The sequence below is a fragment of the Erwinia sp. GW821-FHT03D09 genome, from assembly GCF_059420805.1.
Map to the genome: position 1 here is coordinate 152,564 of NZ_JBWKUK010000008.1, position 21,878 is coordinate 174,441.

Sequence of the window (21,878 nt, forward strand, 5' to 3'; positions counted from 1 at the left end):
GGAGCAATGATGATGACGTTAAAGCAGGCAGCCGCTGCCCTTGCCGAAGGAAAAGTCAGCGCCCGGCAACTGACTGAAAACGCGCTGGAAGCGGCGCTGGCTCCGCAGGGTGAAGGCCAGCGGACATTCCTGAAGATCTGGCCACAGCAGGCGCGTCGGGCTGCCGTGGAGTCAGATGCACGCCGCCAGCGCGGTGAAGCGCGTGGCCCGATCGATGGGCTGCCGGTTAGCGTGAAGGCACTGTTTGATATTGCCGGCGAGACGACCAGCGGCGGTTCTATCCGGCTGGCTCAGGCGGTCCCGGCGCAGGAGGATGCCGCCATCGTGGCGCGTCTGCGGCAGGCGGGGGCAGCCATTGTGGGCAGCACCAATATGACCGAATTTGCCTTTTCCGGGCTGGGGATTAACCCGCATTACGGCACCCCGGCGAACCCCTGGCAGCGGGAACGGCGGCTGATCCCCGGTGGATCATCCTCTGGTGCGGCGGTTGCGGTTAGCGACGGCATGTGCCTTGCTTCGGTCGGTACCGATACCGGTGGCTCGGTACGCATTCCGGCGGCACTCTGCGGGCTGACCGGCTATAAGCCTACAGCGCGCCGCATTGACCCGCGCGGTCTGCAACCGCTGTCGCCCTCGCTCGACTCCATCGGCGTCATAGCCCATGACGTGGCCAGCTGCGTACTGCTGGATAGCGTTATCGCCAACCTTCCTTTGCGACTGGCGATGGTGGAACCGCAGCAGCTGAGGTTGGCGATCCCACAGACGGTGGTGTTAGACGGTTTGAGTGAAGAGGTGGAGCAGGCGTTTTATACCGCAGTGGAGCAGCTGAAGAGCGCCGGGGTTCACATCGATCCACTGCCGATGGCGGCGTTTGCAGAACTGGCGAACATCAATGCTGCGGGGGGGCTGACGGCGCTTGAATCCTGGAATTGGCACCGCGCGCTGATTGAAAAGGACGCGGAAAGCTACGATCCCCGCGTGCTGTCGCGTATCCGCCGCGGAGCAGCCATCACGCCCGAAGAGGCCGAGCGGCTGCATCAGCGGCGACGCGACTGGCAGCAGCAGGTCCGTATTGAAATGGCCGGGTATCACGCGCTGATGATGCCGACGGTACCGATGATTGCCCCCACCATTACCGGGCTGGAACAGGATGACGCGCATTATTTTACCGTTAACGGCGCAATGCTGCGTAACCCCTCGATTATCAACTTCCTTGACGGCTGCGCCGTTTCGTTACCCTGCCACGCGGCGGGAACGGCTCCCGTTGGCCTGATGCTGGCAGCGCGGCCGGAACAGGATGAAACACTGATGTGCAGCGCGCTGGCGATAGAACACCTGCTGCGCCCCCTAACCCAATCGACAGGAGTTTAACGATGAAACATCATCAGGGAATGCTGTTTGTGGCGACCAATGTTGCCAGTGAAGATGAAGCCGATTTCAACCGCTGGTATGACCATGAACACGTCGAAGAGCGGGTCGCAATTCGCGGTTTCCTTAGCGGTACGCGTTATCGCGCGCGGCAGGCAGCGCGGCGCTATCTGGGGCTGTATAAAACCAGCGGGCTGGAGGATTTCACCAGCGCTGACTATCACGCCGCCTTTACCCGGCAGACGTCGTGGTCGGTGCAGAATCTGCAAAAAATGGTTAACCCGATGCGCCGGGTATGCCGCATCGAATCCCGTGTTGGCCAGGGGAGTGGGGCGCATCTGGCGGTGCTGACCTGTCATACCACCGTCACGGCAGCCACCTGTCAGCAACTGGGCGAAACGCTTGCCGCGCGTCCGGGCTTTGTGACCAGCGCACTGCTCAGCCCCGATACGGCGTTGAGTTCCCCGCTGCCGAAGGAAGTGCGCGACAGCAGCGCGCTGCAGCAAATCGTGCTGATTGAGGCCAGCAGCGAGGTGGCAATCGACGATCTGGCCCAGCAAGCCTCAGAGAAACTGGCAGCGACGGTGGAATTCTATTCGCTGAGCTGGCAGCTCACCGCACAGGAGATGGCATCATGAACCTGTCTGATGTATCTCAGGGACGGGCGCGCGTGATAGAAAAAGAGACTCATGCCCCGCCAAAAACCGGCAAGCTGGCCGCGGCCAGCTCCATCGGCACCGCGCTGGAGTGGTATGACTTTACCATCTACAACATTATGGCCGCGCTGATCTTCAACCATGTGTTTTTCCCTTCCTTCGATCCGTTGGTGGGGACTATCCTGGCCTTTTCGACCTACGCGGTAGGCTACGTTTCGCGTCCGCTGGGCGGCATGCTGTTTGGCCATCTGGGCGATGTGCTGGGGCGGCGCTTCGTGCTGGTGACCACCCTGATCGTCATGGGCGTTACCTCTGCGCTGATGGGAATACTGCCGGGCTATGCGCAGTGGGGGATTTTCAGCCCGATACTGCTGGTGCTGCTGCGCTTCATTCAGGGAATTGCGCTCGGCGGCGAGTGGGCGGGGGCCGTATTGCTGGCGATGGAGCACGGCAGACAGGATCGGCGCGGTTTGAACGCCTCCTTTGCGCAGGTGGGGCCTTCGTGCGGTACGCTGTTTGGCACGGCGATTATTGCGGTGATAACGCTGGCTGTCAGCCCTGAACAGTTCCAGCACTGGGGCTGGCGGCTTCCCTTCCTTCTCAGCCTGCTGCTGGTATTCTTTGGTCTGTGGCTGCGCCGGGGCATTGATGAAACGCCGGTATTCCGTGCGCTGGAAGCGAAAAAGCAGACCAGCCATATGCCGCTAAAAGAGGTGGTGCTCAAGTATCCAAAAACGCTGCTGATCGCAGGCGGATCGCGTATTGGTTCAGATGTGTTGTACGCACTGGTGGTGGTCTTCACGCTGACCTACGTGACCACGGTGCTGAACCTGCCGCGCCCGCTGGCGCTGGGAGCAACCATGCTCGGTGCACTGGCGAATGCGCTGGCGGTACCGCTGTGCGGCATACTTTCGGATAAATTTGGTCGTCGCCCGGTTTATCTGGCCGGGGCGCTGATGGGAATGGTATGGGCATTCGCCTTCTTTACCTTACTGGACAGTGCCCAGCCGTGGATAATTTGCCTGGCGGTGGTGGTGGGGCTGCTGATCCATGCGGTGATGTACGGTCCGCAGGCGGCGTTTGTGACTGAACAGTTTCCGGGGCATATACGCTATGCGGGTTCCTCGCTGGCCTATACGCTGGCGGGGATATTGGGCGGCGGATTTGCGCCGTTAATTATTGCCACGCTGTACAGTGAAACGGGGGGAACTTTTTGGGTGTCGGTCTACATTGTGCTGGCGCTACTGATCACAGTGCTGGCGGTGGGATTTGCGCGGGAAACGGCGAAAAAGCCGCTAGCGTAACCAGGGGAAAAGTGAGGGCGGACAAGACTCCGCCCTGCATCAACTACTCGAACGCATGCCCTTCTGCAGGGAGCGGCTGGCCATCCAGCCAGGCGCGATCGTCACGCATTGCCAGCCGGCCTTCAACGAACCAGCTCACCACCAGCGGATAAATCGCGTGTTCCTGATGCTGAACGCGTGCGGTCACATCCGCTTCGCTGTCTTCACGAAATACCGGCACCTTCGCCTGTAAAATCACCGGACCACCGTCCAGTTCTTCCGTCACAAAATGCACAGAGGTACCGTGCTCATCATCGCCGTTCTCAATTGCCTGGCGATGAGTGTGCAGCCCCGGGTATTTCGGCAGCAGGGAAGGGTGGATATTCAGCATCCGTCCGGCATAACGCTGCACGAACGCCGGGCTGAGAATGCGCATATAGCCGGCCAGTACCACCAGATCGGGGGCATAGGCATCGATTTCCAGCATCAGCTGGCGGTCGAACGCTTCGCGGTCAGCAAACTGCGAGGCGGTCAGCGCATGAGCCGGAACGCCTGCTTCACGTGCGCGCTCCAGGCCATAGGCCTCCGTCTTGTTGCTGAATACGGCAGCGATGCTGCCGTTGATGCGCCCCTGCTGACAGGCATCCAGAATTGCCTGTAAGTTGCTTCCATTCCCGGAAACCAGCACGACTATACGTTTCATAAATTGATGACCACACGCTCTTCAGAATCAGAGGCTTTAATGGTACCAATTTTCCAGGCTTTTTCACCCGCGTCGTTCATCAGCTGTACCGCTTTGTCTGCTTCTGCCGCGCTCAGGGCAATGACCATACCCACGCCACAGTTAAAGGTGCGGTACATTTCATGACGGCTGACGTTACCGGCCTGCTGCATCCAGCCGAACACCGCTGGCCATTCCCAGCTTGACTCTTCAAGCACGGCCTGGGTGTTGTCCGGCAGTACGCGCGGGATATTTTCCCAGAAGCCACCGCCGGTCAGGTGGGCGATGGCGTGCACGTCAACCTGCTCAATCAGGCTGAGGATGTTTTTCACGTAAATACGGGTTGGTGCCAGCAGGTGATCGGAAAGCGATTTGCCTTCCAGCTGGGTGGTTTCCGGGTCGGTTTTGCTGACTTCCAGAATTTTACGCACCAGCGAGTAGCCGTTAGAGTGCGGGCCGCTGGAACCCAGCGCGATCAGCACGTCACCATCGGTCACTTTGCTGCCGTCGATGATTTCAGACTTCTCGACCACGCCGACGCAGAAACCCGCCACGTCGTAATCTTCGCCGTGGTACATACCAGGCATTTCAGCGGTTTCACCGCCGACCAGCGCACAGCCAGACTGTGAACAGCCTTCTGCGATGCCGGTGATGACGCTGGCTGCGGTATCCACATCCAGTTTGCCGGTTGCGTAGTAGTCGAGGAAAAACAGAGGCTCTGCGCCCTGTACCACCAGATCGTTAACGCACATCGCGACCAGATCGATACCAATCGTATCGTGGCGCTTCAGGTCCATCGCCAGACGCAGCTTGGTGCCAACGCCGTCAGTGCCGGAAACCAGTACGGGTTCACGGTATTTTTGCGGCAGCGCACAAAGGGCACCGAAACCGCCCAGTCCACCCATGACTTCAGGGCGGCGGGTTTTTTTCACTACGCCTTTGATACGATCGACTAAAGCATTACCAGCATCGATATCTACGCCGGCGTCTTTATAGCTGAGAGAGGTTTTGTCGGTCACTGCGAAATCCCCACGCGTTTGCGGTTGGTGGTGTGGTGGTAAAAATAAAGCGCCGTAATTCTACCAGTGCAGGCAAACGTTTGCGAGTGCCATCTTACCCCGCATGGCGGATAGGTGAATTTCAGCTAATCCTGACACCAATCGCCGAGATTAACTAAACTATTGCACTAAGTCATATGGCGCTGCGGCTAAATGGCGCTATAATCTCGCGATTTTTTTTTTGCTGCTTAACACTCCGGGAGTACAACAATGAAGATCGTGGAAGTCAAACACCCGCTGGTCAAACATAAACTGGGTCTGATGCGTGAGAACGACGTAAGCACCAAACGTTTTCGTGAACTCGCGTCAGAAGTGGGAAGCCTGCTGACCTATGAAGCGACTGCCGATCTGGAAACTGAGACAGTGACCATCGAGGGCTGGAACGGCCCGGTGCAGATCGAACAGATTAAAGGTAAGAAGATTACCGTTGTGCCAATCCTGCGTGCCGGTCTGGGCATGATGGAAGGCGTGCTGGAGCACGTACCGAGCGCACGTATCAGCGTGGTCGGCGTGTACCGCGACGAAGAGACACTGGAGCCGGTACCGTATTTCCAGAAGCTGGTTTCCAATATTGAAGAGCGTATGGCGCTGGTCGTTGACCCGATGCTGGCCACCGGTGGCTCTATGATTGCCACTATCGATCTGCTGAAAAAAGCAGGCTGCACCAGCATTAAGGTGCTGGTACTGGTCGCTGCACCGGAAGGCATCGCCGCGCTGGAGAAAGCGCACCCGGATGTTGAACTCTATACCGCATCCGTTGACCAGGGGCTGAACGATAAGGGGTATATCATCCCTGGCCTCGGCGACGCCGGCGATAAGATTTTTGGTACTAAGTAAAGTATGTTCCAGGCTATCTTACTTGCCATTTTGCACTCGGGCAGTGCTCATAATCCTCACGTACCTGGTGTACGCTCCGGTTATCGCGCGCTGGTCGTGTCCAAACTGCCTGCGACGACAACGCCTGGCCTGTCAGTCCCTTATGGTGGATGCAATTCTACTGTGAGATGATTTTTTTGTATCAAGCCGACCGCAGAGTCGGCTTTTTTATGGCAAACATATCAAGGGGTAGTGAAACATGACGCGTCGCGCAATAGGCGTACACGAGCGGCCACCGCTGCTGCAAACCATTCCACTCAGCTTCCAGCACCTGTTCGCGATGTTTGGTGCCACCGTGCTGGTGCCGATTCTGTTCCACATCAACCCGGCCACGGTGTTGCTGTTTAACGGTATCGGCACGCTGCTGTACCTGTTTATCTGTAAGGGCAAAATCCCGGCGTACCTCGGCTCAAGCTTTGCCTTTATCTCTCCGGTACTGCTGCTGCTGCCGCTGGGATACGAAGTGGCGCTGGGCGGCTTTATTATGTGCGGTGTGCTGTTCTGCCTGGTGGCGCTGATTGTTAAAAAAGCCGGTACCGGCTGGCTGGACGTGATGTTCCCACCGGCGGCGATGGGCGCGATTGTGGCGGTTATCGGCCTGGAGCTGGCGGGCGTGGCGGCGAATATGGCTGGTCTGCTGCCTGCAGACGGCTCCTCTCCCGACAGTAAAACCATCATTATTTCTATGGTGACGCTGGGCGTGACGGTATTTGGTTCCGTACTGTTCCGTGGTTTCCTGGCCATTATTCCTATTCTGGTCGGGGTGCTGGTGGGCTATGCGTTATCCTTCTTTATGGGCATCGTTGACTGGACGCCGGTTCGCGAGGCGCACTGGTTTGCGCTGCCAACGTTCTACACCCCGCGCTTTGAGTGGTACGCGATCTTCACCATCCTGCCTGCGGCGCTGGTGGTGATTGCCGAGCACGTCGGGCACCTGGTGGTCACCGCCAATATTGTGAAGAAAGACCTGCTGAAAGATCCGGGCCTGCACCGTTCGATGTTTGCCAACGGCATCTCGACCGTCTTTTCCGGCTTCTTCGGCTCAACGCCAAACACCACCTACGGCGAGAATATCGGCGTGATGGCCATTACCCGTGTATACAGTACTTGGGTAATCGGCGGCGCGGCGATTCTGGCGATCCTGCTCTCCTGCGTCGGTAAACTGGCGGCGGCAATCCAGGCCGTGCCGGTGCCGGTGATGGGTGGCGTGTCGCTGCTGCTGTACGGGGTCATCGGCGCGTCGGGTATCCGCGTGCTGATTGAATCGAAAGTGGACTACAACAAGGCGCAGAACCTGATCCTGACCTCGGTGATTCTGATCATCGGCGTCAGCGGCGCAAAAGTGCACATCGGTGCTGCCGAGCTGAAAGGCATGGCGCTGGCGACCATCGTTGGTGTGGGCCTGAGTCTGATCTTTAAAGTCATCAGCCTGATGCGTAAGGAAGAAGAGATCATTGACGTGGCGGATGAGCGTTCCGACGTCAAGTAAATCTCTGCCTGTCTGTTAATGACTGTGCCTCAACGTCAATACGTGAGGCGCAGTAAACTCCCGACTTATCGCTGCTTTCTCACAACGCCGTTCCTGCTGCCGCTCGGCATTTCGCCCGCCTCTTTTTGCCCAATGACGTTATTTTTTAGCAATCCCTGTAGCCGGATGTCGGTTTTATAACTGCGGTTGATCCCATCATTGGCTTTACGTTTCATGATCGCCGATGAGTTGTGTTAGAATTTTCGTGATTTCTGCATGCGTAAACCCTGAGGTGATTCTGAACACGCCGGCACAGCTTTCACTGCCACTTTATCTGCCCGATGACGAAACCTTTGCCAGCTTCTGGCCAGGTGAAAATCCGTCCCTGCTGGCCGCACTGCAGAGTGCACTTCATCAGGAACACGGTAGTTACTTCTATTTCTGGTCGCGGGAAGGAGGAGGGCGAAGCCACCTGCTGCATGCAGCCTGCGCTGAGCTTTCGGCGGCCGGAGAAGCCGTCGGTTATGTCCCGCTGGATAAACGCACCTGGTTTGTTCCTGAAGTCCTCGACGGTATGGAGCAGCTGGCGCTGATCTGCATTGATAATATCGAATGCATTGCCGGAGATGAGCCGTGGGAAATGGCGATTTTTGACCTCTACAACCGCATTCTGGAAACCGGTAAAACCCGCCTGCTGATCACCGGAGATCGGCCCCCTCGCCAGCTTAACCTTAAACTGCCAGACCTGGCTTCACGCCTCGACTGGGGACAAATTTATAAGCTTCAGCCTTTGTCCGATGAAGATAAGCTGCAGGCGCTTCAGCTGCGTGCTCGCCTGCGGGGATTTGAACTGCCGGAAGACGTGGGTCGATTCCTGCTGAAGCGGCTGGATCGCGAGATGCGCACGCTGTTTCTGACCCTCGATCAGCTCGATCGCGCTTCGATCAGCGCGCAGCGCAAGCTGACTATTCCGTTTGTCAAAGAAGCGCTGGATCTCTGAGCCTGACGCCGAAGCCTTCACAGAGAAGGCCTCGTTAAGACAGGGAATACGCCCACAGTTACAGAATCTCCAGCACCTGCTCAGGCGGCCTGCCAATGCGGGCCTGCCCGTTAGTCACCACGATAGGCCGCTCAATCAGCTTCGGCTGAGCGACCATTGCGGCAATCAACTGATCCTCGGTTAGCGCCGGGTTATCCAGCCCGGTAGATTTATACTCATCTTCTTTGTGGCGCATCAGTTGGCGGGCGCTGCTGAAACCCAACTGTTTTACCAGCGCTTTTAGCGTTTCGGCATTCGGCGGGATTTCCAGATAGCGAATCACCTGCGGTTTAATACCGCGTTCCTCCAGCAGCGCAAGGGTTTCGCGGCTCTTGGAACAGCGCGGGTTATGGTAAATCTGTACATCACTCATTTTATTTCCTCCGGCCTCTTCGCTTTGGCCCTGCTTGTTATCTCTTTTGATACTGACGGAAACGTTCCTGCAGCTGCCTTAGCTGATCGATGCGCGCGTCGTAGCGTGCCTGTTTAAGGCTGCCGAGCGGCACCTGAGAACTGGCGCTGCTAAGGCTACGGATCGCCTGATCGAGCTGCCCGGCAAGGGCCAGCCCTTCGGCCCGCGCGGCCTGCTCTTCATCCGACAGTCCCTGAGCCGCAGAAGCCTGGGCCAGTAAATCCCAGCCGTTGGGATCGTCTTTATTGGCCCAGGTATAGCGATACAGCACTTTGCTGGCGTTAGCGGGCTGTTTTGCTTCCACATAGGCATTTGCCAGGTTGAGCTGGAGCACCGGATTGCTGCCGCTGGCTTTAATCGCTACCAGACGATTAATCGCCTGCTGCGGCTGATTCAGACCGATATCAATATCGGTAATAATATCCAGGTACCAGACGTTATCCGGCTGCTTCGCCAGCAGCGGGGCAATGATATTTTTCGCCCCGGCATAGTTTTTCGCTTCCAGCATCTGCACGGCTTTACCGTACTGCGCGGCGGCCTGCTCCCGGCTGTTCCCCTTCGACAGTGATTCCAGCAAATCTGCGGTCAGCTGGTTCTGGCCGGTAGAAAACATCCCCAGCGCCCTGACTTTAGCCATATAAAAATCCTGAGACGACTGCACCACCACCGGCTTCATCTGATTCGCACGGTTGCGGGCGTCGGACAGTCGGCTGTCGGGAAGGGGGTGAGTTAACAGGATTTCCGGCGGCTTGGAGGAAAATCGCGACTCGTCGGCCAGCTTTTGCAGGAAGGTGGGCATCGCTTCCGGGTCGAATCCTGCCCGCTGCAGTACCTGAATACCTATACGGTCGGCTTCCTGCTCATTTTGCTGAGTAAAGCTGATGATCCCCTGCTGGGCACCTGCAAGCGTCCCGCTCAGCGCCGCCATACCCGCCTGCGGGCTGGCCATCGCCAGCAGAATCGAGCCCAGTGCGCCCACCCACGTCAGCGGCGCGTTTTTCTGCTGTTCTTCCATCGCTCGGGCGAGGTGGCGCTGGGTAACGTGCGAGATTTCGTGCGCCATCACTGAAGCCAGCTGGCTTTCGTTATCGCTATAGCGAAACAGGGCGGAATGCAGCACAACGTTGCCGCCAAAGAAGGCAAAGGCGTTAATTTCATCGTTGCGGATCAGGTAGAAATGGAACGGTGTTTTCACCGACCAGGCGTGGGCAACCAGCCGCTGTCCGAGTTGATTGATGTACTGATTCATTAGTGGGTCGTTGATGATTGGCGCGCTGGCACGCAGCTGGCGAACGTAAAAATCCCCCATCGCCAGTTCCTGATTGACCGACAGTGTGCCACCCGCCGTCGTACCAATATCCGGGAGATTATCAGACACATCGGCCTGGACCGGCGTAGCACCCCCCGCCAACAGGGAGATAACCAGCGAAGTTAGCAGGCTTTTCTTCAATCGGTTGAACATAGGTAAACCCTAACAAGGACGTCCAATTTTTGACCGGCAGGATGCCGAAATGTTCTGCAAAGGGTGAAAACTCCGCACCCATCGCCATCTTAACCAGTGGTTGGTGGGAATGAAATGGTAAAACCGAGTGAAGTAGGGGGTAAAGTTCGGAATGACTGGCGGGGCGGCATTCGAGAGGCGCCATCAATAATTAATTTGGACTGCGAACGTTAGAATATTCCCAAAACAATTGGGAAGTGTACAATCGTAGAGTGCTTTACCGACATGTCCCACACTTTTTAACAAACGCGCATAAAAACTACAAGGCGCTAAGAAAATGAAATTATTCACTAAGGTGAATCCATGTTAAGGCAATTACGCCCTAAGACGGATTTGCGCACGCTGATCACGCTGCTGGCCGTGGCAAGTATTGTTATCACGCTGGCGAATTCTCTGTACGCCAGCTGGTGCGTGCAGCGTGATGTGCTGATCGGGAATACGCTGGAGTCTAACCGGGTTTATGCCACCAAGCTGGCTGCAACCTCTGAAGTGTTCTTCCAGCTGGCTCAGTCGCAACTTTCCTATAGCGCCAAAATGCTGGAAGGCGGGCTGGATAATGAAACGCTGCTGCAAAAAGAAGTGGATCGCCTTCGTGAACAAACCAGCAGTTTTAACTCGGTGGTGATTGTCGATGCAAACGGCTGGGTGAAAGCCATTTCCCCGGAATCGCTGATGCTGAAAGGCATGAGGCTGACTTCTTCCGCTGCCAAACAGGCGCTGACCCAGCGCAAGCCGATGATTAGCAATCCGACGATCTCCGCCGCCAACAATCTGCTGGTGTTTATCTCCTGGCCGGTGTGGTCGAAAACCGGTAGCTATCTTGGCTACGTCGGCGGATCGATTTATCTGAAAAAGAAAAGCATTCTTAACGCCCTGCTGGGCGAACAGTTCTACCGTGATGGCTCTTCGCTTTACGTGGTGGATGCCGGGAATCAGGTGCTTTATCACCAGGATCATAATCTGATTGGTAAAACCATTGCGCCGATTATTGATGACGATCGGCGGAATAAAGAGAGCAACGGTTTCCTGCAGCTAAACGGTGACGGCGGGCAGGCGATGCTGGCGGGCTACGCGATGGTTCCGGTTTCGGGCTGGATGATTGTGGCGATGAAACCGAAAGAAGCGACGCTGGCACCGCTAAACAGTCTGCTGCTGCAGGTGCTGAAGCACTCCGTGCCGTTTGCGCTACTGACGCTGATCCTCGCGCTGGTTCTGGCCCAGCGTATTGCCCTGCCGCTCTGGCAGCTGGCGCGTAAAGCCAGTCAGATGGACACGAACGATGCATCCCGGGAAATTAGCGGTATTCGCTCCTGGTATTATGAAGCCTCGCAGATTAAACGGGCGATGCTGGCCGGTATCGGGCTGATGCAGGATAAGATCGGACGGCTGAAAAGTGAGGTACAGACCGATCCGCTGACCGGGCTGCTCAACCGACGCGGTCTGAACGCCGTGCTGGAATATTTCCTTGCGACCCAGCAGCCTTTTGCCGTGCTGGCGCTGGATATCGACTACTTTAAACGGGTGAACGATACGTTCGGCCATGATGTTGGCGACGATGTGATTGAAAACGTGGCTCGCCAGCTGGAATTCGGCGTGCGGCAGACCGATGTTATCTGCCGCAACGGCGGCGAAGAGTTTTTGATGATCCTGCCCGCGACCGACAGCGAAACGGCACTGGCCATCGCTGAACGCGTGCGTCGGCGTATTGAAATTCAGGTCTTGGACAGCGTTGGCAGTATTACCATTTCAATCGGCGTTGCCTTCTGGACGCCAGAGATGAAAACCATGGAACACACGTTTAAACAGGCCGATGAAGCGCTGTATCAGGCCAAAAATGCCGGTCGTAACCAGGTAATGACTCTGCAAAAAGCTGCCGTGCAGCCGGAAGCCGTTCATTCAGCTACGTTCTGATATTGACTCCCGCCCCGCTTAGCAGCGAGGGCGGTGAGTTTCAGTTACACTCACCTCATCTTTCCAAGGCAAGGACTCCTTATGCTGGAACTTTTACTGCAGTGGTATCGCCGTCGTTTTACCGACCCGCAGGCTATTGCCCTGCTGGCGATCCTGCTGGCAACGTTCTGCATCCTGTTTTTCTTTAACGGTCTTCTGGCCCCGCTGCTGGTGGCGATTGTACTGGCTTATTTGCTGGAATGGCCGATGGTACGGCTCGAACGGTTGGGCTGTTCCCGCAGCTGGGCGACCACGCTGGTACTGATTGTTTTTGCTGCCCTGCTGCTGATTTTACTGCTGGTGGTGGTGCCGGTGGCCTGGCAGCAGGGGATCAACCTTGCCCACGAATTGCCCAGCATGTTGACCCGTCTTTATCAGTTTGCCACTCGTTTGCCGGAGCGTTTCCCCACGCTGATGGATGTGGGGATTGTTGATATCGTCGTGGAAAACCTGCGTACCCGGCTGAGTGGCTTGGGCGATCAGGTAGTGAAATATTCGCTGGCCTCGCTGGTTGGGCTGATGACGCTGGCCATCTATCTGGTCCTGGTGCCGCTGATGGTCTTCTTCCTGCTGAAGGATAAAGAGCAGTTGCTGAATGCGGTTCGCCGGGTGCTGCCGCGCAATCGCGGTCTGGCCGGGCAAGTATGGATCGAGATGAATCAGCAGGTTTCCAACTATATACGCGGCAAAGTGCTGGAAATGGTAGTGGTGGGAATTGCCAGCTGGATAGGTTTTCTGGCGATCGGCATGAACTACGCCCTGCTGCTGGCGGTGCTGGTTGGCGTTTCGGTACTGATTCCGTATATCGGCGCCATGGTGGTGACTATCCCGGTCATTGGTGTAGGCCTGGGGCAGTGGGGGCTGACCGGCGATTTCTGGACCATGATGATTATCTATCTGATTATTCAGGGGCTGGATGGTAATATTCTGGTACCTGTGCTGTTCTCAGAAGCGGTCAATCTGCATCCGCTGGTGATCATCCTGTCGGTGGTGATTTTTGGTGGGCTGTGGGGGTTTTGGGGCGTGTTCTTCGCCATTCCGCTGGCGACGCTGATCAAAGCGGTGGTCCATGCCTGGCCGGATGAACTGCATAATGAGTAACGATCGGGCGGGCCGCATTATGCCAGCCCGCCCGTTTAATCAGGTGCGAACGACTGATGTGACTCAGGACGCTTTCAGATAATCCATCACGATGTCGTGGTGATTGCTGGTTTTAAAGTCATCAAACACTTTCTCAACCTTGCCGTCAGCGCCAACCAGGAAGCTGATGCGATGAATACCGTCATAGGTTTTACCCATAAAGGTCTTCTCACCCCAGATCCCAAACTGTTCGCAGACCGCGTGGTCTTCGTCGGACAACAGGGTAAAGTTAAGCATCTCTTTTTCAACAAAGCGGGAGAGCTTCTCAGGTTTATCCGTGCTGATCCCCAAAACTTCAACGCCAGCTTTTTTCAGCTCATCCATGCTGTCACGCAGCCTGCACGCCTGTACGGTACAGCCCGGCGTCATCGCTTTCGGATAGAAATAAACCAGAACGCGCTGCCCCTGGAAGTCGGCCAAATTTACTTGCTCGCCATCCTGATCGGGCAGACTAAATTTCGGTGCAATATCACCGGCTTTCAGTGGGTTCATCACTACACTCCGTTTTTTATCATTTATGCTGTAGGCTAATTAAAACAGTTTCTTTCCACAGTGGTGGACGGACCATTCAGGCGCCGTGGTGCGAAACCGCCTTAATAGTGCCCTGAGCATGAAGTTCTGTACATAGGCGGTTGAACGCCTGCTCGATAAGTGACGCATCCTGACTGGCAGGACTGTGTGCCGTCATTTGAATATAAAGCAAAGGCGGCTGATTATCCTGTGCCGGCTGGGTTCTTGAGGCTAGCTCCGCAATATTCATCTGATGCGAGTCAAACAGATCGGTAAAGCGCTCAATGATATGCGGGGAATCGGCAACCTCAACCTGTACCCAAACCGTTGCCGGCATCGGCGGCCGCGCGCTGGCCCCGGTGCGTTTCATCACAATCAGCAGCTCCAGCTCTGCGCCTTTCAGCGGCAGGGTGGATTCAATCAGCGTAATTGCATTCCAACTGCCGGACAGCAGCATAATAAAAGTGAACTCTTCGCCGAGCATCGCCAGCCGACTGTCCTCAATGTTGCATCCGCAACTGCTGACGTGGCGCGTAATGGTATTGACGATTCCGGGACGGTCAACGCCAAGTGCGGTGATGACCAGGTGGTGCTCGGGTGACTGCGGCAAAATCATGCTTCCTGTCTAAATGCTAATAACCATAAGGTAAACATAAAAAAAACTGCTGACAAGGGCCTGAGCGGCCTTGTCCGCTTGCTTTTAATGCTCGGTCAAACGTACCATGAAGCACTTGTTTGTCGAGGGGATCGCCAATGTTTACGGGAAGTCTTGTAGCACTCGTTACGCCAATGGATGACAAAGGTAATGTCTGCCGTGCGAGTCTGAAAAAACTGATTGATTATCATGTTGCCAGCGGTACATCGGCAATTGTTTCTGTAGGAACCACCGGTGAGTCCGCCACCCTGAGCCATGATGAGCATGGCGACGTGGTGCTGATGACGCTGGAGCTGGCCGATGGCCGCATCCCAATCATCGCCGGAACCGGCGCAAACGCCACTTCGGAAGGCGTCTCTCTGACTAAACGTTTCGAAAAATCCGGCGTTGTCGGCTGCCTGACAGTGACGCCGTATTACAACCGTCCTACGCAGGAAGGGCTGTATCAGCACTTCAAAACCATCGCGGAAAGCACCGATCTGCCACAGATGCTGTACAACGTGCCGTCACGCACGGGGTGCGATCTGCTGCCGGAAACCGTTGGTCGCTTGGCGAAAATTAAAAATATTATCGGAATCAAAGAGGCTACCGGGAACTTATCACGGGTAAGTCAGATCCAAGAGCTGGTTGATGAAGATTTCGTGCTGGTTAGCGGCGATGACGCGACGGCACTGGACTTCATGCATCTGGGTGGACACGGCATTATTTCCGTAACGGCGAATATCGCCGCGCGCGAAATGGCAGAGCTTTGTGCTCTGGCACAGCAGGGTAACTTTGCTGAAGCGCGCCGCCTTAACCAGCGCCTGATGCAACTTCATCAGAAGCTGTTTGTTGAACCCAATCCTATTCCGGTTAAATGGGCCGCGAAAAAGTTAGGATTAATAGCAACCGATACGCTGCGTCTGCCAATGACGCCGCTGACCGATGCCGGTCGTCCGGTTGTAGAGCAGGCTCTTAAAAACGCCGGCCTGCTGTAAATCTAGGGAGAATTGATGGCTTACTCAGTACAAAAGTCCACGGTAGCGAAAGTGGTGGGACTGTCGTTAGTGATGCTGCTGGCAGCATGTTCTAACGATCAACGTTACAAGCGTCAGGTTAGCGGTGACGAATCCTACCTGCAGGCAGCCGATCTTAGCGATCTGCACGCACCTGCTGGCATGATCCTGCCGCTGCAAAACGGTGAATTTGATATCCCGAACGTTAGCGATAAAGGGCAGGTGGGTAAGCAGCTTGATATTCGTCCACCGGCGCAGACTCTGGCATTGATGAACGGCACCCGCACTCAGTATGCCGGTAACACCGGTACGCTGCTGGTGGATTCTCGCACCGGTTCAATCTGGCCGCAGGTTGTCAGTGCCGTGCAGTCCTACAACTATCCGATTGTTGACCGTCAGGACGGCAGTCAGACGTTGACCACCGACTGGGTACAGTGGAACCGTGCTGATGAAGACAATCAGTACCGTGGCCGTTACCAGCTGAGCGTACAGCAGCAGGGCTATCAGCAGGTGCTGAACGTGAAGCTGCTGGAGCTTGAGCAGGAAGGCAAAAGCGTGACTGCGCCGATCCAGCTTCAGCGCTACACCGCGCAGATGCTGAACGACATCAGCACCAAACTGGATAAGATTGAAACCACCCGTGAAGATGCCGCTGCAAACCGTAGCGTGACTCAGATCGACGTGCAGAGCGGTGCCGATGATACCGGCCTGCCGAATCTGATCGTACGTGCGCCGTTCAACGTCGTATGGCAGCGCCTGCCGGCAACGCTGAAGCGTGTGGGCATGGAAGTGACCGACAGCAACCGCTCGCAGGGTAGCCTGAATGTCACCTACAAGGCGCCGGGCAGCAGTACCTGGGATGAACTGGGTGCGAAAGATCCTGAGCTGACCAACGGTAACTACAAACTCCAGATCGGCGATTTGGATAACCGTAGCAGCCTGCAGTTCCTCGATCCGAAAGGACATCCGCTAACGCAGTCGCAAAACGACGCGCTGGTCGCCGTTTTCCAGGCGGCATTTAAGTAAATCCGAAGGCCGGGAATCTCTCCCGGCCTTTTTATTTGCTGCCGCGTAAACGATTGCTTCGGTTTTTTACGCGCAGAACATATAATTCGCCCGGCAGAAAATTTTTAGCGGGTTGCCACAGGCAGCCCGGACAGTAACCGTTCTCTACCCCGCAGATTTTTCAGGGGATACACGTTGGAGTTAAACAAGATGCAAAAGAAAGCTGAGTTGTATCGCGGCAAAGCGAAAACCGTTTACAGCACCGAAAACCCGGATCTGTTGGTACTCGAATTCCGTAACGATACGTCAGCGCTGGACGGTGAGCGTATCGAACAGTTTGATCGTAAAGGAATGATTAACAACAAGTTCAATTATTTCATTATGACCAGGCTGCAGGAAGCCGGAATTCCAACCCAGATGGAAGCCCTGCTGTCGGATAACGAAGCGCTGGTGAAAAAGCTGGATATGGTGCCGGTTGAATGCGTGGTACGCAACCGTGCTGCCGGTTCACTGGTGAAGCGTCTGGGCGTTGAAGAGGGCCTGATCCTCAATCCGCCATTGTTTGACCTGTTCCTGAAGAACGATGCCAAACACGACCCAATGATCAACGAGTCCTACTGCGAAACCTTCGGCTGGGTCAGCAAAGAAAATCTGGCGAAAATGCGCGACCTGACCTACAAAGCCAACGACGTGCTGAGCAAGCTGTTTGCCGACGCGGGCCTGATACTCGTTGACTTCAAACTGGAGTTCGGTCTGTTTAACGGCGAAGTGGTGCTGGGTGATGAGTTCTCCCCGGACGGCGCGCGCCTGTGGGATAAAGACACCCTCAACAAGATGGACAAAGACCGCTATCGTCAGAGCCTGGGTGGCCTGATCGAAGCGTATGAAGAAGTAGCGACTCGTCTGGGCGTGAAGCTCGACTAATTCCTGCAAGGGGTGATTTAGCCCCTGAAAAAGCACGCTTTCATTAAGGCCGGGTAATCCTGGCCTTTTGTATGATATCTGCCTGAAGTTTACTTTTCTGGTTTTCCGCCTGCCGCACGACTAAAATCGACATATTCAATGTGTTGACCCTTTACAAATAAGAGGCCGCCTATGCGCTGGCAGGGACGTCGCGAAAGCGACAATGTGGAAGATCGCCGTAATCAGTCAGGTTCGGCAGGCGGCGGTGGCATTCGGCTTCCGCGCGGCAAGGCGGGTATTATCCTGCTGGTCGTGGTGGTAGGTGCTGGTTTCTTTGGCTATGACCTGACGCCATTGATAACCGGTGACGGCAGTTCATTAACGCAGTCAACCAGCCAGCAGCGGGTAGGTGCTAACGATGATGAAGCCGCAAAGTTCAGCCGCACTATCTTTGCGCTAACCGAAGATACCTGGCAGCAGCTGTTTAAGCAGATGGGCGAAACCTGGCGCCCGCCAACACTGGTGATGTACCGTGGCCAGACGTCAACCTCCTGCGGGCGCGGCCAGTCGGCGATGGGGCCGTTCTACTGCCCTGCCGACAGCAAAGTGTATATCGACCTCTCTTTCTACGATGAGATGAAAACCAAACTGCACGCCGGCGGCGAATTTGCTCAGGGTTACGTTATTGCCCACGAGGTTGGCCACCACGTACAACATCTGCTGGGCATTGACAGCAAAGTGCGCCAGATGCAGCAGGGTGCCAGCCAGAAAACCGTCAACCAGCTTTCGGTGAAAATGGAGCTGCAGGCGGACTGTTTTGCGGGCGTCTGGGGCCACTATATGCAGCAGCAAAATATACTGGAAGCCGGTGACCTCGAATCGGCCCTGAATGCTGCCGAAGCGATTGGCGACGATCGATTACAGCAGCAAAGCCAGGGGCGCGTAGTACCGGACAGCTTCACCCACGGGACTTCGAAGCAGCGCTACAGCTGGTTCAAAAAGGGCTTTGACAGTGGCGATCCCGGCCAGTGCAACACCTTTGCGGGCTGATCGCCGGTGACGGAAACGGAAGCTACCGCACAGCTGGAACGTCAGGGCTGGCGGCGATTGCTGGTCATCAGCGGCGAAGTGCAGTGGACAGAGCAGCAGGCCACCGCGTGGATCGGCCAGCTTCCCGGCGACTGGCTGTGGGTGGGCGAAACGCCGCGTAGCGAACTGAACTGCCTGCCTGGAGCGATGCGTACGCTGCTCGGGCGGGAATTTCAGCACGCGGTATTTGATGCTCGCGCAGGTTTTCATGCCGAAGCGCTGGCCGCGCTGGCTGGAACTTTGAAGGCGGGGAGCTGGCTGCTGCTGCTGGTGCCCGAATGGCTGCGCTGGCCGCAGCAGGCGGACGCCGATGCACAGCGCTGGAGTGAGAGTGATGCTCCCCTTGCCAGCACGCGCTTTGTGCAGCGGCTACAGCAGCTCTTGCTGGCCGATGATCGCGTTGCCGTCTGGCGTCAGAATCAACCCTTTAGCCTTCCGCCACTGGCCAATACTCCCGCCTGGCACAGCGATAGCCAGCAGCAGCAGCGGATCATCAGCGCCTTATTGCAAAGCGAACCGGGTATCTCGGTGCTGACGGCACCGCGCGGGCGCGGCAAATCCGCGCTGGCGGGGATGCTGGCCGCCCGCTGGCCGGGGCGCTGCCTGGTCACCGCGCCCGCCAAAGTTTCGACGGCGGTACTGGCCGATTTTGCCGGTGATAATTATGCCTTTATTGCCCCGGATCGCCTGCTGGCAGAGGTGGGGCAGCATCAGGCAGACTGGTTGCTGATCGACGAGGCCGCTGCCATTCCCGCACCGCTGTTGCGGCGGCTGGTTGCGCTGTATCCCCGCACATTACTCACCACTACCGTCCAGGGCTATGAAGGGACCGGGCGCGGTTTTCTGCTGAAGTTCTGCGCTACGTTGCCGCAGGTTAAGCACAATCGGCTGGATGTGCCGCTGCGCTGGGCTGAAAACGACCCGCTGGAAGAACTGATAGCCGATGCGCTGCTGTTTGACGACGGTGAACCTCCAACCGTAAAGGGTGACATCGTTTATCAGGCGCTGGAGCAGGACGACTGGACGCGTCAGCCCGAGCGTATGGCCGCCGTCTATCAGCTGCTGACCAGCGCCCATTATCGCACCTCGCCGTTGGATCTGCGCCGGATGATGGACGCGCCGGGCATGCATTTTACCGCCGCCCTTCAGGAAAACACCGTGCAGGGCGCGCTGTGGGCCGTTGATGAGGGCGGGCTATCCGCCGAACTGGCCTGGGCGGTGTGGGGGGGGTATCGCCGGCCACGCGGTAATCTGGTGGCGCAGTCGCTGGCGGCGCATGCCGGCCTGCCCGAAGCGGCACAGCTACGATCGCGGCGCATCAGCCGGATTGCCGTTGCCGCTCAGCGGCGCGGGCAGGGCTGCGGTCAGCGGCTGGTTGCTCTCTGCCGTGAGCAAAGTTGCGGGCTGGATTTCCTTTCGGTCAGCTTTGGTTTTGCCACTGAACTGTGGCGATTCTGGCAGCGCTGCGGCTTCCAGCTGGTGCGTTTTGGTACCCAGCGTGAAGCGAGTAGCGGCTGCTATGCGGCGATGGCGATCCTGCCGCTCAGCGACGCTGGCCGGGCGTTGTTGGCGCGTGCCGCACTCCGACTTGAGCGCGAGGGCTACTGGTTAAGCCATCTGGTGGAAGATCACACCCTGCCGCTAAACCCGCAGCCGGGTGATGGTCATCTGAATAAGGACGACTGGCGCGAGCTTGCGGGATTCGCCTGGGCCCACCGGCCGTTTGAAGCCGGCCTTGCTGCGCTGGGGCGGCTGGCGCAGTTGATGCCGGAAATTGCGCCGCTGCTCTGTGCCGCGCTGCTACAGCGACAGTCTGCGACGGAAATATGCCGCCAGTATCGTCTTGCCGGGCGTAAGGCGCTGCTGCTGGCATGGCGTTCTGAAGCTCAGCGGGCGCTGGCGATGATTGATGCTGAACGGGCGCTGAGGTGGCAGCAGAGGGTTATCTTGTTGCAATAAATCCAACATCTCGGTCAAAATTCTGCCGTTTTCTCCGTCGGTAAGAGGCGTATGATCGCTTTACCGAATAAGGAGAGCACCATGAAATATGACTACGTTGTAGTACATAGCCCGTCGCTTCCGGCCACTCAGCTGTTTTTACTGTTTCATGCAGCCGGGGATAAACAGGTAGCTATGGCGCAGATCGGCACCGAGTTTGCCAAAGCCTTCCCGCGGGCGCAGGTGGTCAGTATTGGTGCCCCAGAGCCGGAGCGTCAGTGGTACCCTGCGTCAGGCAGCGAAGATGAGCAGACCCGCGTTGCTGAAGCACTGCCCGATTTTATCGACGCCGTGCGTCATCACCAGCAGCAGAACGGCGTGCGTGCCGAAGCCACCGCGCTGATTGGTTTCGCTCAGGGCAGCACGATGATCCTCGAGGCCGTTGCCCAGCGCCCGGATCTGGCCGGTCGGGTTGTGGCCTTCAGCGGTCGCTATGCAGCTTTACCGCAGAAAGCGAGCACCCGAACCACCATTCACCTGATCCACGGTGATAACGACGTGACTGTTCCACTGACACATGCGGTTGACGCGCAGGAGCGATTAACGGCAATTGGCGGTGACGTCACGCTGAATATCGTTGACGATTTGACCCATGCCGTAGATGACCGGGCGATGCAGGTGGCACTTGAGCGGCTGCAGTTTACCGTGCCGCGCCGCTACTTTGATGAAGTGCTTGGCGGTGGGCGGCCAGGTGATGATGATGTGATTGCTCTGATATGATGCTATTCAGGCAGGTTAAAGACCTGCCCGAAATTTTTCATTTACTGTCACTTATCACGGCTTCACGAAGAATTTTGTTAATACGGCTCTGGTAGGCGGGACCCTGGCTTTCAAGCCTGTGAATCACATCGGCATCAATGCGTACTGTTTTCTGCACGTTACGAGGACGGTAAAATCTACCGCGTTCCGCTGTAGCCCACTGACATCCTTGTTCCATGTAACAACATTCCTGTAACTACAGGATGGGGGAATTATGAGCATGTCAATTGCGGCTCTGGAAGCAATTCCAGAGCCGTTTCGAGAGTAATGCAAATAAATTAGTGAGTGAAAGGCAGGCTACTTCTTCTTCGGCCAGTCGTCTTCATCATCCCACTTGTGGTTGAAGTCGCGGTGCGGTGGCAGTTCTGGCTTATTTTCCAGGAACTTTTTGTGGTCGATGCGCTTCAGGTCCTTGTACACGTTCATCAGAATGCCGACCATCAGCAGGATCACCAGGACCCACCAGTACTCTTTAAAAAATTCCATATCTTC

The 21,878-nt window shown here is 56.6% G+C and carries 23 protein-coding genes; 14 read left to right on the forward strand and 9 right to left on the reverse strand.

What is annotated here, in order from left to right:
- The first annotated feature begins 6 nt into the window (after window positions 1-6).
- The 3 genes from AC07U6_RS09925 to AC07U6_RS09935 are packed head-to-tail and all read left to right on the forward strand — an operon-like array spanning window position 7 to window position 3,328.
- Window positions 7-1,371 (forward strand): amidase, encoded by a 1,365-nt coding sequence (locus AC07U6_RS09925; RefSeq protein ID WP_494763426.1) that lies wholly within the window; start codon window positions 7-9, stop codon window positions 1,369-1,371.
- Between the two features lie 2 nt (window positions 1,372-1,373).
- Window positions 1,374-2,006 carry a hypothetical protein gene (locus AC07U6_RS09930; protein ID WP_494763425.1) on the forward strand — a complete coding sequence of 211 codons (633 nt, stop codon included), beginning with the start codon at window positions 1,374-1,376 and terminating at the stop codon, window positions 2,004-2,006.
- Complete coding sequence (locus AC07U6_RS09935; RefSeq protein ID WP_494763424.1) at window positions 2,003-3,328, forward strand: MFS transporter; 1,326 nt, start codon at window positions 2,003-2,005, stop codon at window positions 3,326-3,328. Before AC07U6_RS09930 ends, AC07U6_RS09935 begins: the two co-directional genes overlap by 4 nt.
- Window positions 3,329-3,371: 43 nt before the next feature.
- Here AC07U6_RS09935 and purN read toward each other — a convergent pair whose 3' ends face one another.
- Both purN and purM read right to left on the reverse strand, forming a co-directional pair.
- Window positions 3,372-4,010 (reverse strand): phosphoribosylglycinamide formyltransferase, encoded by a 639-nt coding sequence (gene purN, locus AC07U6_RS09940; protein WP_494763423.1) that lies wholly within the window; start codon window positions 4,008-4,010, stop codon window positions 3,372-3,374.
- Window positions 4,007-5,047: a phosphoribosylformylglycinamidine cyclo-ligase gene (gene purM / locus AC07U6_RS09945; protein WP_494763422.1), complete on the reverse strand. Its 1,041-nt coding sequence runs from the start codon at window positions 5,045-5,047 to the stop codon at window positions 4,007-4,009. The genes purN and purM overlap by 4 nt, the downstream gene beginning before the upstream one ends.
- 249 nt (window positions 5,048-5,296) lie before the next feature.
- Here purM and upp point away from each other — a divergent pair, with 249 nt between their 5' ends.
- Together upp and uraA are read left to right on the forward strand one after the other, a co-directional pair.
- Window positions 5,297-5,923: a uracil phosphoribosyltransferase gene (upp, locus tag AC07U6_RS09950; RefSeq protein ID WP_105593251.1), complete on the forward strand. Its 627-nt coding sequence runs from the start codon at window positions 5,297-5,299 to the stop codon at window positions 5,921-5,923.
- A 238-nt stretch (window positions 5,924-6,161) separates the two neighbouring features.
- A complete protein-coding gene (uraA, locus tag AC07U6_RS09955; RefSeq protein ID WP_494763421.1) occupies window positions 6,162-7,451 on the forward strand; it encodes a uracil permease in 1,290 nt (429 codons plus the stop codon).
- Window positions 7,452-7,516: 65 nt separating this feature from the next.
- On the opposite strand, the gene AC07U6_RS09960 is transcribed toward uraA, so the two are convergent.
- Complete coding sequence (locus tag AC07U6_RS09960; RefSeq protein ID WP_494763420.1) at window positions 7,517-7,666, reverse strand: hypothetical protein; 150 nt, start codon at window positions 7,664-7,666, stop codon at window positions 7,517-7,519.
- A 56-nt stretch (window positions 7,667-7,722) separates the two neighbouring features.
- Between AC07U6_RS09960 and hda the strand changes: the two genes are divergently transcribed.
- On the forward strand, window positions 7,723-8,430 hold the full coding sequence (hda, locus tag AC07U6_RS09965; protein WP_123335939.1) for a DnaA inactivator Hda: 708 nt from the start codon (window positions 7,723-7,725) through the stop codon (window positions 8,428-8,430).
- Window positions 8,431-8,488: 58 nt separating this feature from the next.
- On the opposite strand, the gene arsC is transcribed toward hda, so the two are convergent.
- A complete protein-coding gene (gene arsC / locus AC07U6_RS09970) occupies window positions 8,489-8,842 on the reverse strand; it encodes an arsenate reductase (glutaredoxin) (protein ID WP_494763419.1) in 354 nt (117 codons plus the stop codon).
- A gap of 37 nt (window positions 8,843-8,879) precedes the next feature.
- Window positions 8,880-10,343, reverse strand: coding sequence for a beta-barrel assembly-enhancing protease (gene bepA / locus AC07U6_RS09975; protein WP_494763418.1), 1,464 nt, complete (start codon window positions 10,341-10,343; stop codon window positions 8,880-8,882).
- A 342-nt stretch (window positions 10,344-10,685) separates the two neighbouring features.
- Between bepA and AC07U6_RS09980 the strand changes: the two genes are divergently transcribed.
- Window positions 10,686-12,293 carry a sensor domain-containing diguanylate cyclase gene (locus AC07U6_RS09980; RefSeq protein WP_494763417.1) on the forward strand — a complete coding sequence of 536 codons (1,608 nt, stop codon included), beginning with the start codon at window positions 10,686-10,688 and terminating at the stop codon, window positions 12,291-12,293.
- A gap of 81 nt (window positions 12,294-12,374) precedes the next feature.
- A complete protein-coding gene (locus tag AC07U6_RS09985) occupies window positions 12,375-13,433 on the forward strand; it encodes an AI-2E family transporter (RefSeq protein WP_494763416.1) in 1,059 nt (352 codons plus the stop codon).
- A 63-nt stretch (window positions 13,434-13,496) separates the two neighbouring features.
- Here AC07U6_RS09985 and bcp read toward each other — a convergent pair whose 3' ends face one another.
- Window positions 13,497-13,964, reverse strand: coding sequence for a thioredoxin-dependent thiol peroxidase (gene bcp / locus AC07U6_RS09990; protein WP_494763415.1), 468 nt, complete (start codon window positions 13,962-13,964; stop codon window positions 13,497-13,499).
- A 76-nt stretch (window positions 13,965-14,040) separates the two neighbouring features.
- Window positions 14,041-14,598: a glycine cleavage system transcriptional repressor gene (locus AC07U6_RS09995; RefSeq protein WP_494763414.1), complete on the reverse strand. Its 558-nt coding sequence runs from the start codon at window positions 14,596-14,598 to the stop codon at window positions 14,041-14,043.
- A 137-nt stretch (window positions 14,599-14,735) separates the two neighbouring features.
- Between AC07U6_RS09995 and dapA the strand changes: the two genes are divergently transcribed.
- The 6 genes from dapA (at window position 14,736) to ypfH (ending at window position 21,347) form a co-directional block, all read left to right on the forward strand.
- On the forward strand, window positions 14,736-15,614 hold the full coding sequence (dapA, locus tag AC07U6_RS10000) for a 4-hydroxy-tetrahydrodipicolinate synthase (protein ID WP_494763413.1): 879 nt from the start codon (window positions 14,736-14,738) through the stop codon (window positions 15,612-15,614).
- 15 nt (window positions 15,615-15,629) lie between these two features.
- Window positions 15,630-16,658 carry an outer membrane protein assembly factor BamC gene (gene bamC / locus AC07U6_RS10005; RefSeq protein ID WP_494763412.1) on the forward strand — a complete coding sequence of 343 codons (1,029 nt, stop codon included), beginning with the start codon at window positions 15,630-15,632 and terminating at the stop codon, window positions 16,656-16,658.
- Window positions 16,659-16,847: 189 nt separating this feature from the next.
- Window positions 16,848-17,561, forward strand: a complete 714-nt coding sequence (gene purC / locus AC07U6_RS10010; protein WP_494763411.1) for a phosphoribosylaminoimidazolesuccinocarboxamide synthase — start codon at window positions 16,848-16,850, stop codon at window positions 17,559-17,561.
- 171 nt (window positions 17,562-17,732) lie between these two features.
- Window positions 17,733-18,590 carry a KPN_02809 family neutral zinc metallopeptidase gene (ypfJ, locus tag AC07U6_RS10015; RefSeq protein WP_494763410.1) on the forward strand — a complete coding sequence of 286 codons (858 nt, stop codon included), beginning with the start codon at window positions 17,733-17,735 and terminating at the stop codon, window positions 18,588-18,590.
- 6 nt (window positions 18,591-18,596) lie between these two features.
- On the forward strand, window positions 18,597-20,588 hold the full coding sequence (locus AC07U6_RS10020) for a tRNA(Met) cytidine acetyltransferase TmcA (protein ID WP_494763409.1): 1,992 nt from the start codon (window positions 18,597-18,599) through the stop codon (window positions 20,586-20,588).
- A gap of 81 nt (window positions 20,589-20,669) precedes the next feature.
- Window positions 20,670-21,347 carry an esterase gene (gene ypfH / locus AC07U6_RS10025; RefSeq protein ID WP_494763408.1) on the forward strand — a complete coding sequence of 226 codons (678 nt, stop codon included), beginning with the start codon at window positions 20,670-20,672 and terminating at the stop codon, window positions 21,345-21,347.
- Window positions 21,348-21,384: 37 nt separating this feature from the next.
- Here ypfH and AC07U6_RS10030 read toward each other — a convergent pair whose 3' ends face one another.
- The gene (locus AC07U6_RS10030; RefSeq protein ID WP_494763407.1) at window positions 21,385-21,564 is read right to left on the reverse strand and encodes a BrnA antitoxin family protein; all 180 of its coding nucleotides are present in this window, start codon (window positions 21,562-21,564) and stop codon (window positions 21,385-21,387) included.
- Between the two features lie 119 nt (window positions 21,565-21,683).
- Window positions 21,684-21,872: a YpfN family protein gene (locus AC07U6_RS10035; protein ID WP_494763406.1), complete on the reverse strand. Its 189-nt coding sequence runs from the start codon at window positions 21,870-21,872 to the stop codon at window positions 21,684-21,686.
- Window positions 21,873-21,878 lie beyond the last annotated feature (6 nt).

What these genes read in the sequence shown, in the direction of transcription:
- ypfH (WP_494763408.1), top strand. Translation starts at nt 20,670, where the DNA reads ATGAAATATGACTACGTTGTAGTACATAGCCCGTCGCTTCCGGCCACT.
- purN (WP_494763423.1), bottom strand. Translation starts at nt 4,010, where the DNA reads ATGAAACGTATAGTCGTGCTGGTTTCCGGGAATGGAAGCAACTTACAG.
- AC07U6_RS09995 (WP_494763414.1), bottom strand. Translation starts at nt 14,598, where the DNA reads ATGATTTTGCCGCAGTCACCCGAGCACCACCTGGTCATCACCGCACTT.
- bamC (WP_494763412.1), top strand. Translation starts at nt 15,630, where the DNA reads ATGGCTTACTCAGTACAAAAGTCCACGGTAGCGAAAGTGGTGGGACTG.
- AC07U6_RS09925 (WP_494763426.1), top strand. Translation starts at nt 7, where the DNA reads ATGATGATGACGTTAAAGCAGGCAGCCGCTGCCCTTGCCGAAGGAAAA.
- AC07U6_RS10035 (WP_494763406.1), bottom strand. Translation starts at nt 21,872, where the DNA reads ATGGAATTTTTTAAAGAGTACTGGTGGGTCCTGGTGATCCTGCTGATG.
- AC07U6_RS09985 (WP_494763416.1), top strand. Translation starts at nt 12,375, where the DNA reads ATGCTGGAACTTTTACTGCAGTGGTATCGCCGTCGTTTTACCGACCCG.
- bcp (WP_494763415.1), bottom strand. Translation starts at nt 13,964, where the DNA reads ATGAACCCACTGAAAGCCGGTGATATTGCACCGAAATTTAGTCTGCCC.
- arsC (WP_494763419.1), bottom strand. Translation starts at nt 8,842, where the DNA reads ATGAGTGATGTACAGATTTACCATAACCCGCGCTGTTCCAAGAGCCGC.
- AC07U6_RS09980 (WP_494763417.1), top strand. Translation starts at nt 10,686, where the DNA reads ATGTTAAGGCAATTACGCCCTAAGACGGATTTGCGCACGCTGATCACG.
- AC07U6_RS10030 (WP_494763407.1), bottom strand. Translation starts at nt 21,564, where the DNA reads ATGGAACAAGGATGTCAGTGGGCTACAGCGGAACGCGGTAGATTTTAC.
- AC07U6_RS09960 (WP_494763420.1), bottom strand. Translation starts at nt 7,666, where the DNA reads ATGAAACGTAAAGCCAATGATGGGATCAACCGCAGTTATAAAACCGAC.
- purC (WP_494763411.1), top strand. Translation starts at nt 16,848, where the DNA reads ATGCAAAAGAAAGCTGAGTTGTATCGCGGCAAAGCGAAAACCGTTTAC.
- ypfJ (WP_494763410.1), top strand. Translation starts at nt 17,733, where the DNA reads ATGCGCTGGCAGGGACGTCGCGAAAGCGACAATGTGGAAGATCGCCGT.
- dapA (WP_494763413.1), top strand. Translation starts at nt 14,736, where the DNA reads ATGTTTACGGGAAGTCTTGTAGCACTCGTTACGCCAATGGATGACAAA.
- bepA (WP_494763418.1), bottom strand. Translation starts at nt 10,343, where the DNA reads ATGTTCAACCGATTGAAGAAAAGCCTGCTAACTTCGCTGGTTATCTCC.
- AC07U6_RS09930 (WP_494763425.1), top strand. Translation starts at nt 1,374, where the DNA reads ATGAAACATCATCAGGGAATGCTGTTTGTGGCGACCAATGTTGCCAGT.
- uraA (WP_494763421.1), top strand. Translation starts at nt 6,162, where the DNA reads ATGACGCGTCGCGCAATAGGCGTACACGAGCGGCCACCGCTGCTGCAA.
- upp (WP_105593251.1), top strand. Translation starts at nt 5,297, where the DNA reads ATGAAGATCGTGGAAGTCAAACACCCGCTGGTCAAACATAAACTGGGT.
- AC07U6_RS09935 (WP_494763424.1), top strand. Translation starts at nt 2,003, where the DNA reads ATGAACCTGTCTGATGTATCTCAGGGACGGGCGCGCGTGATAGAAAAA.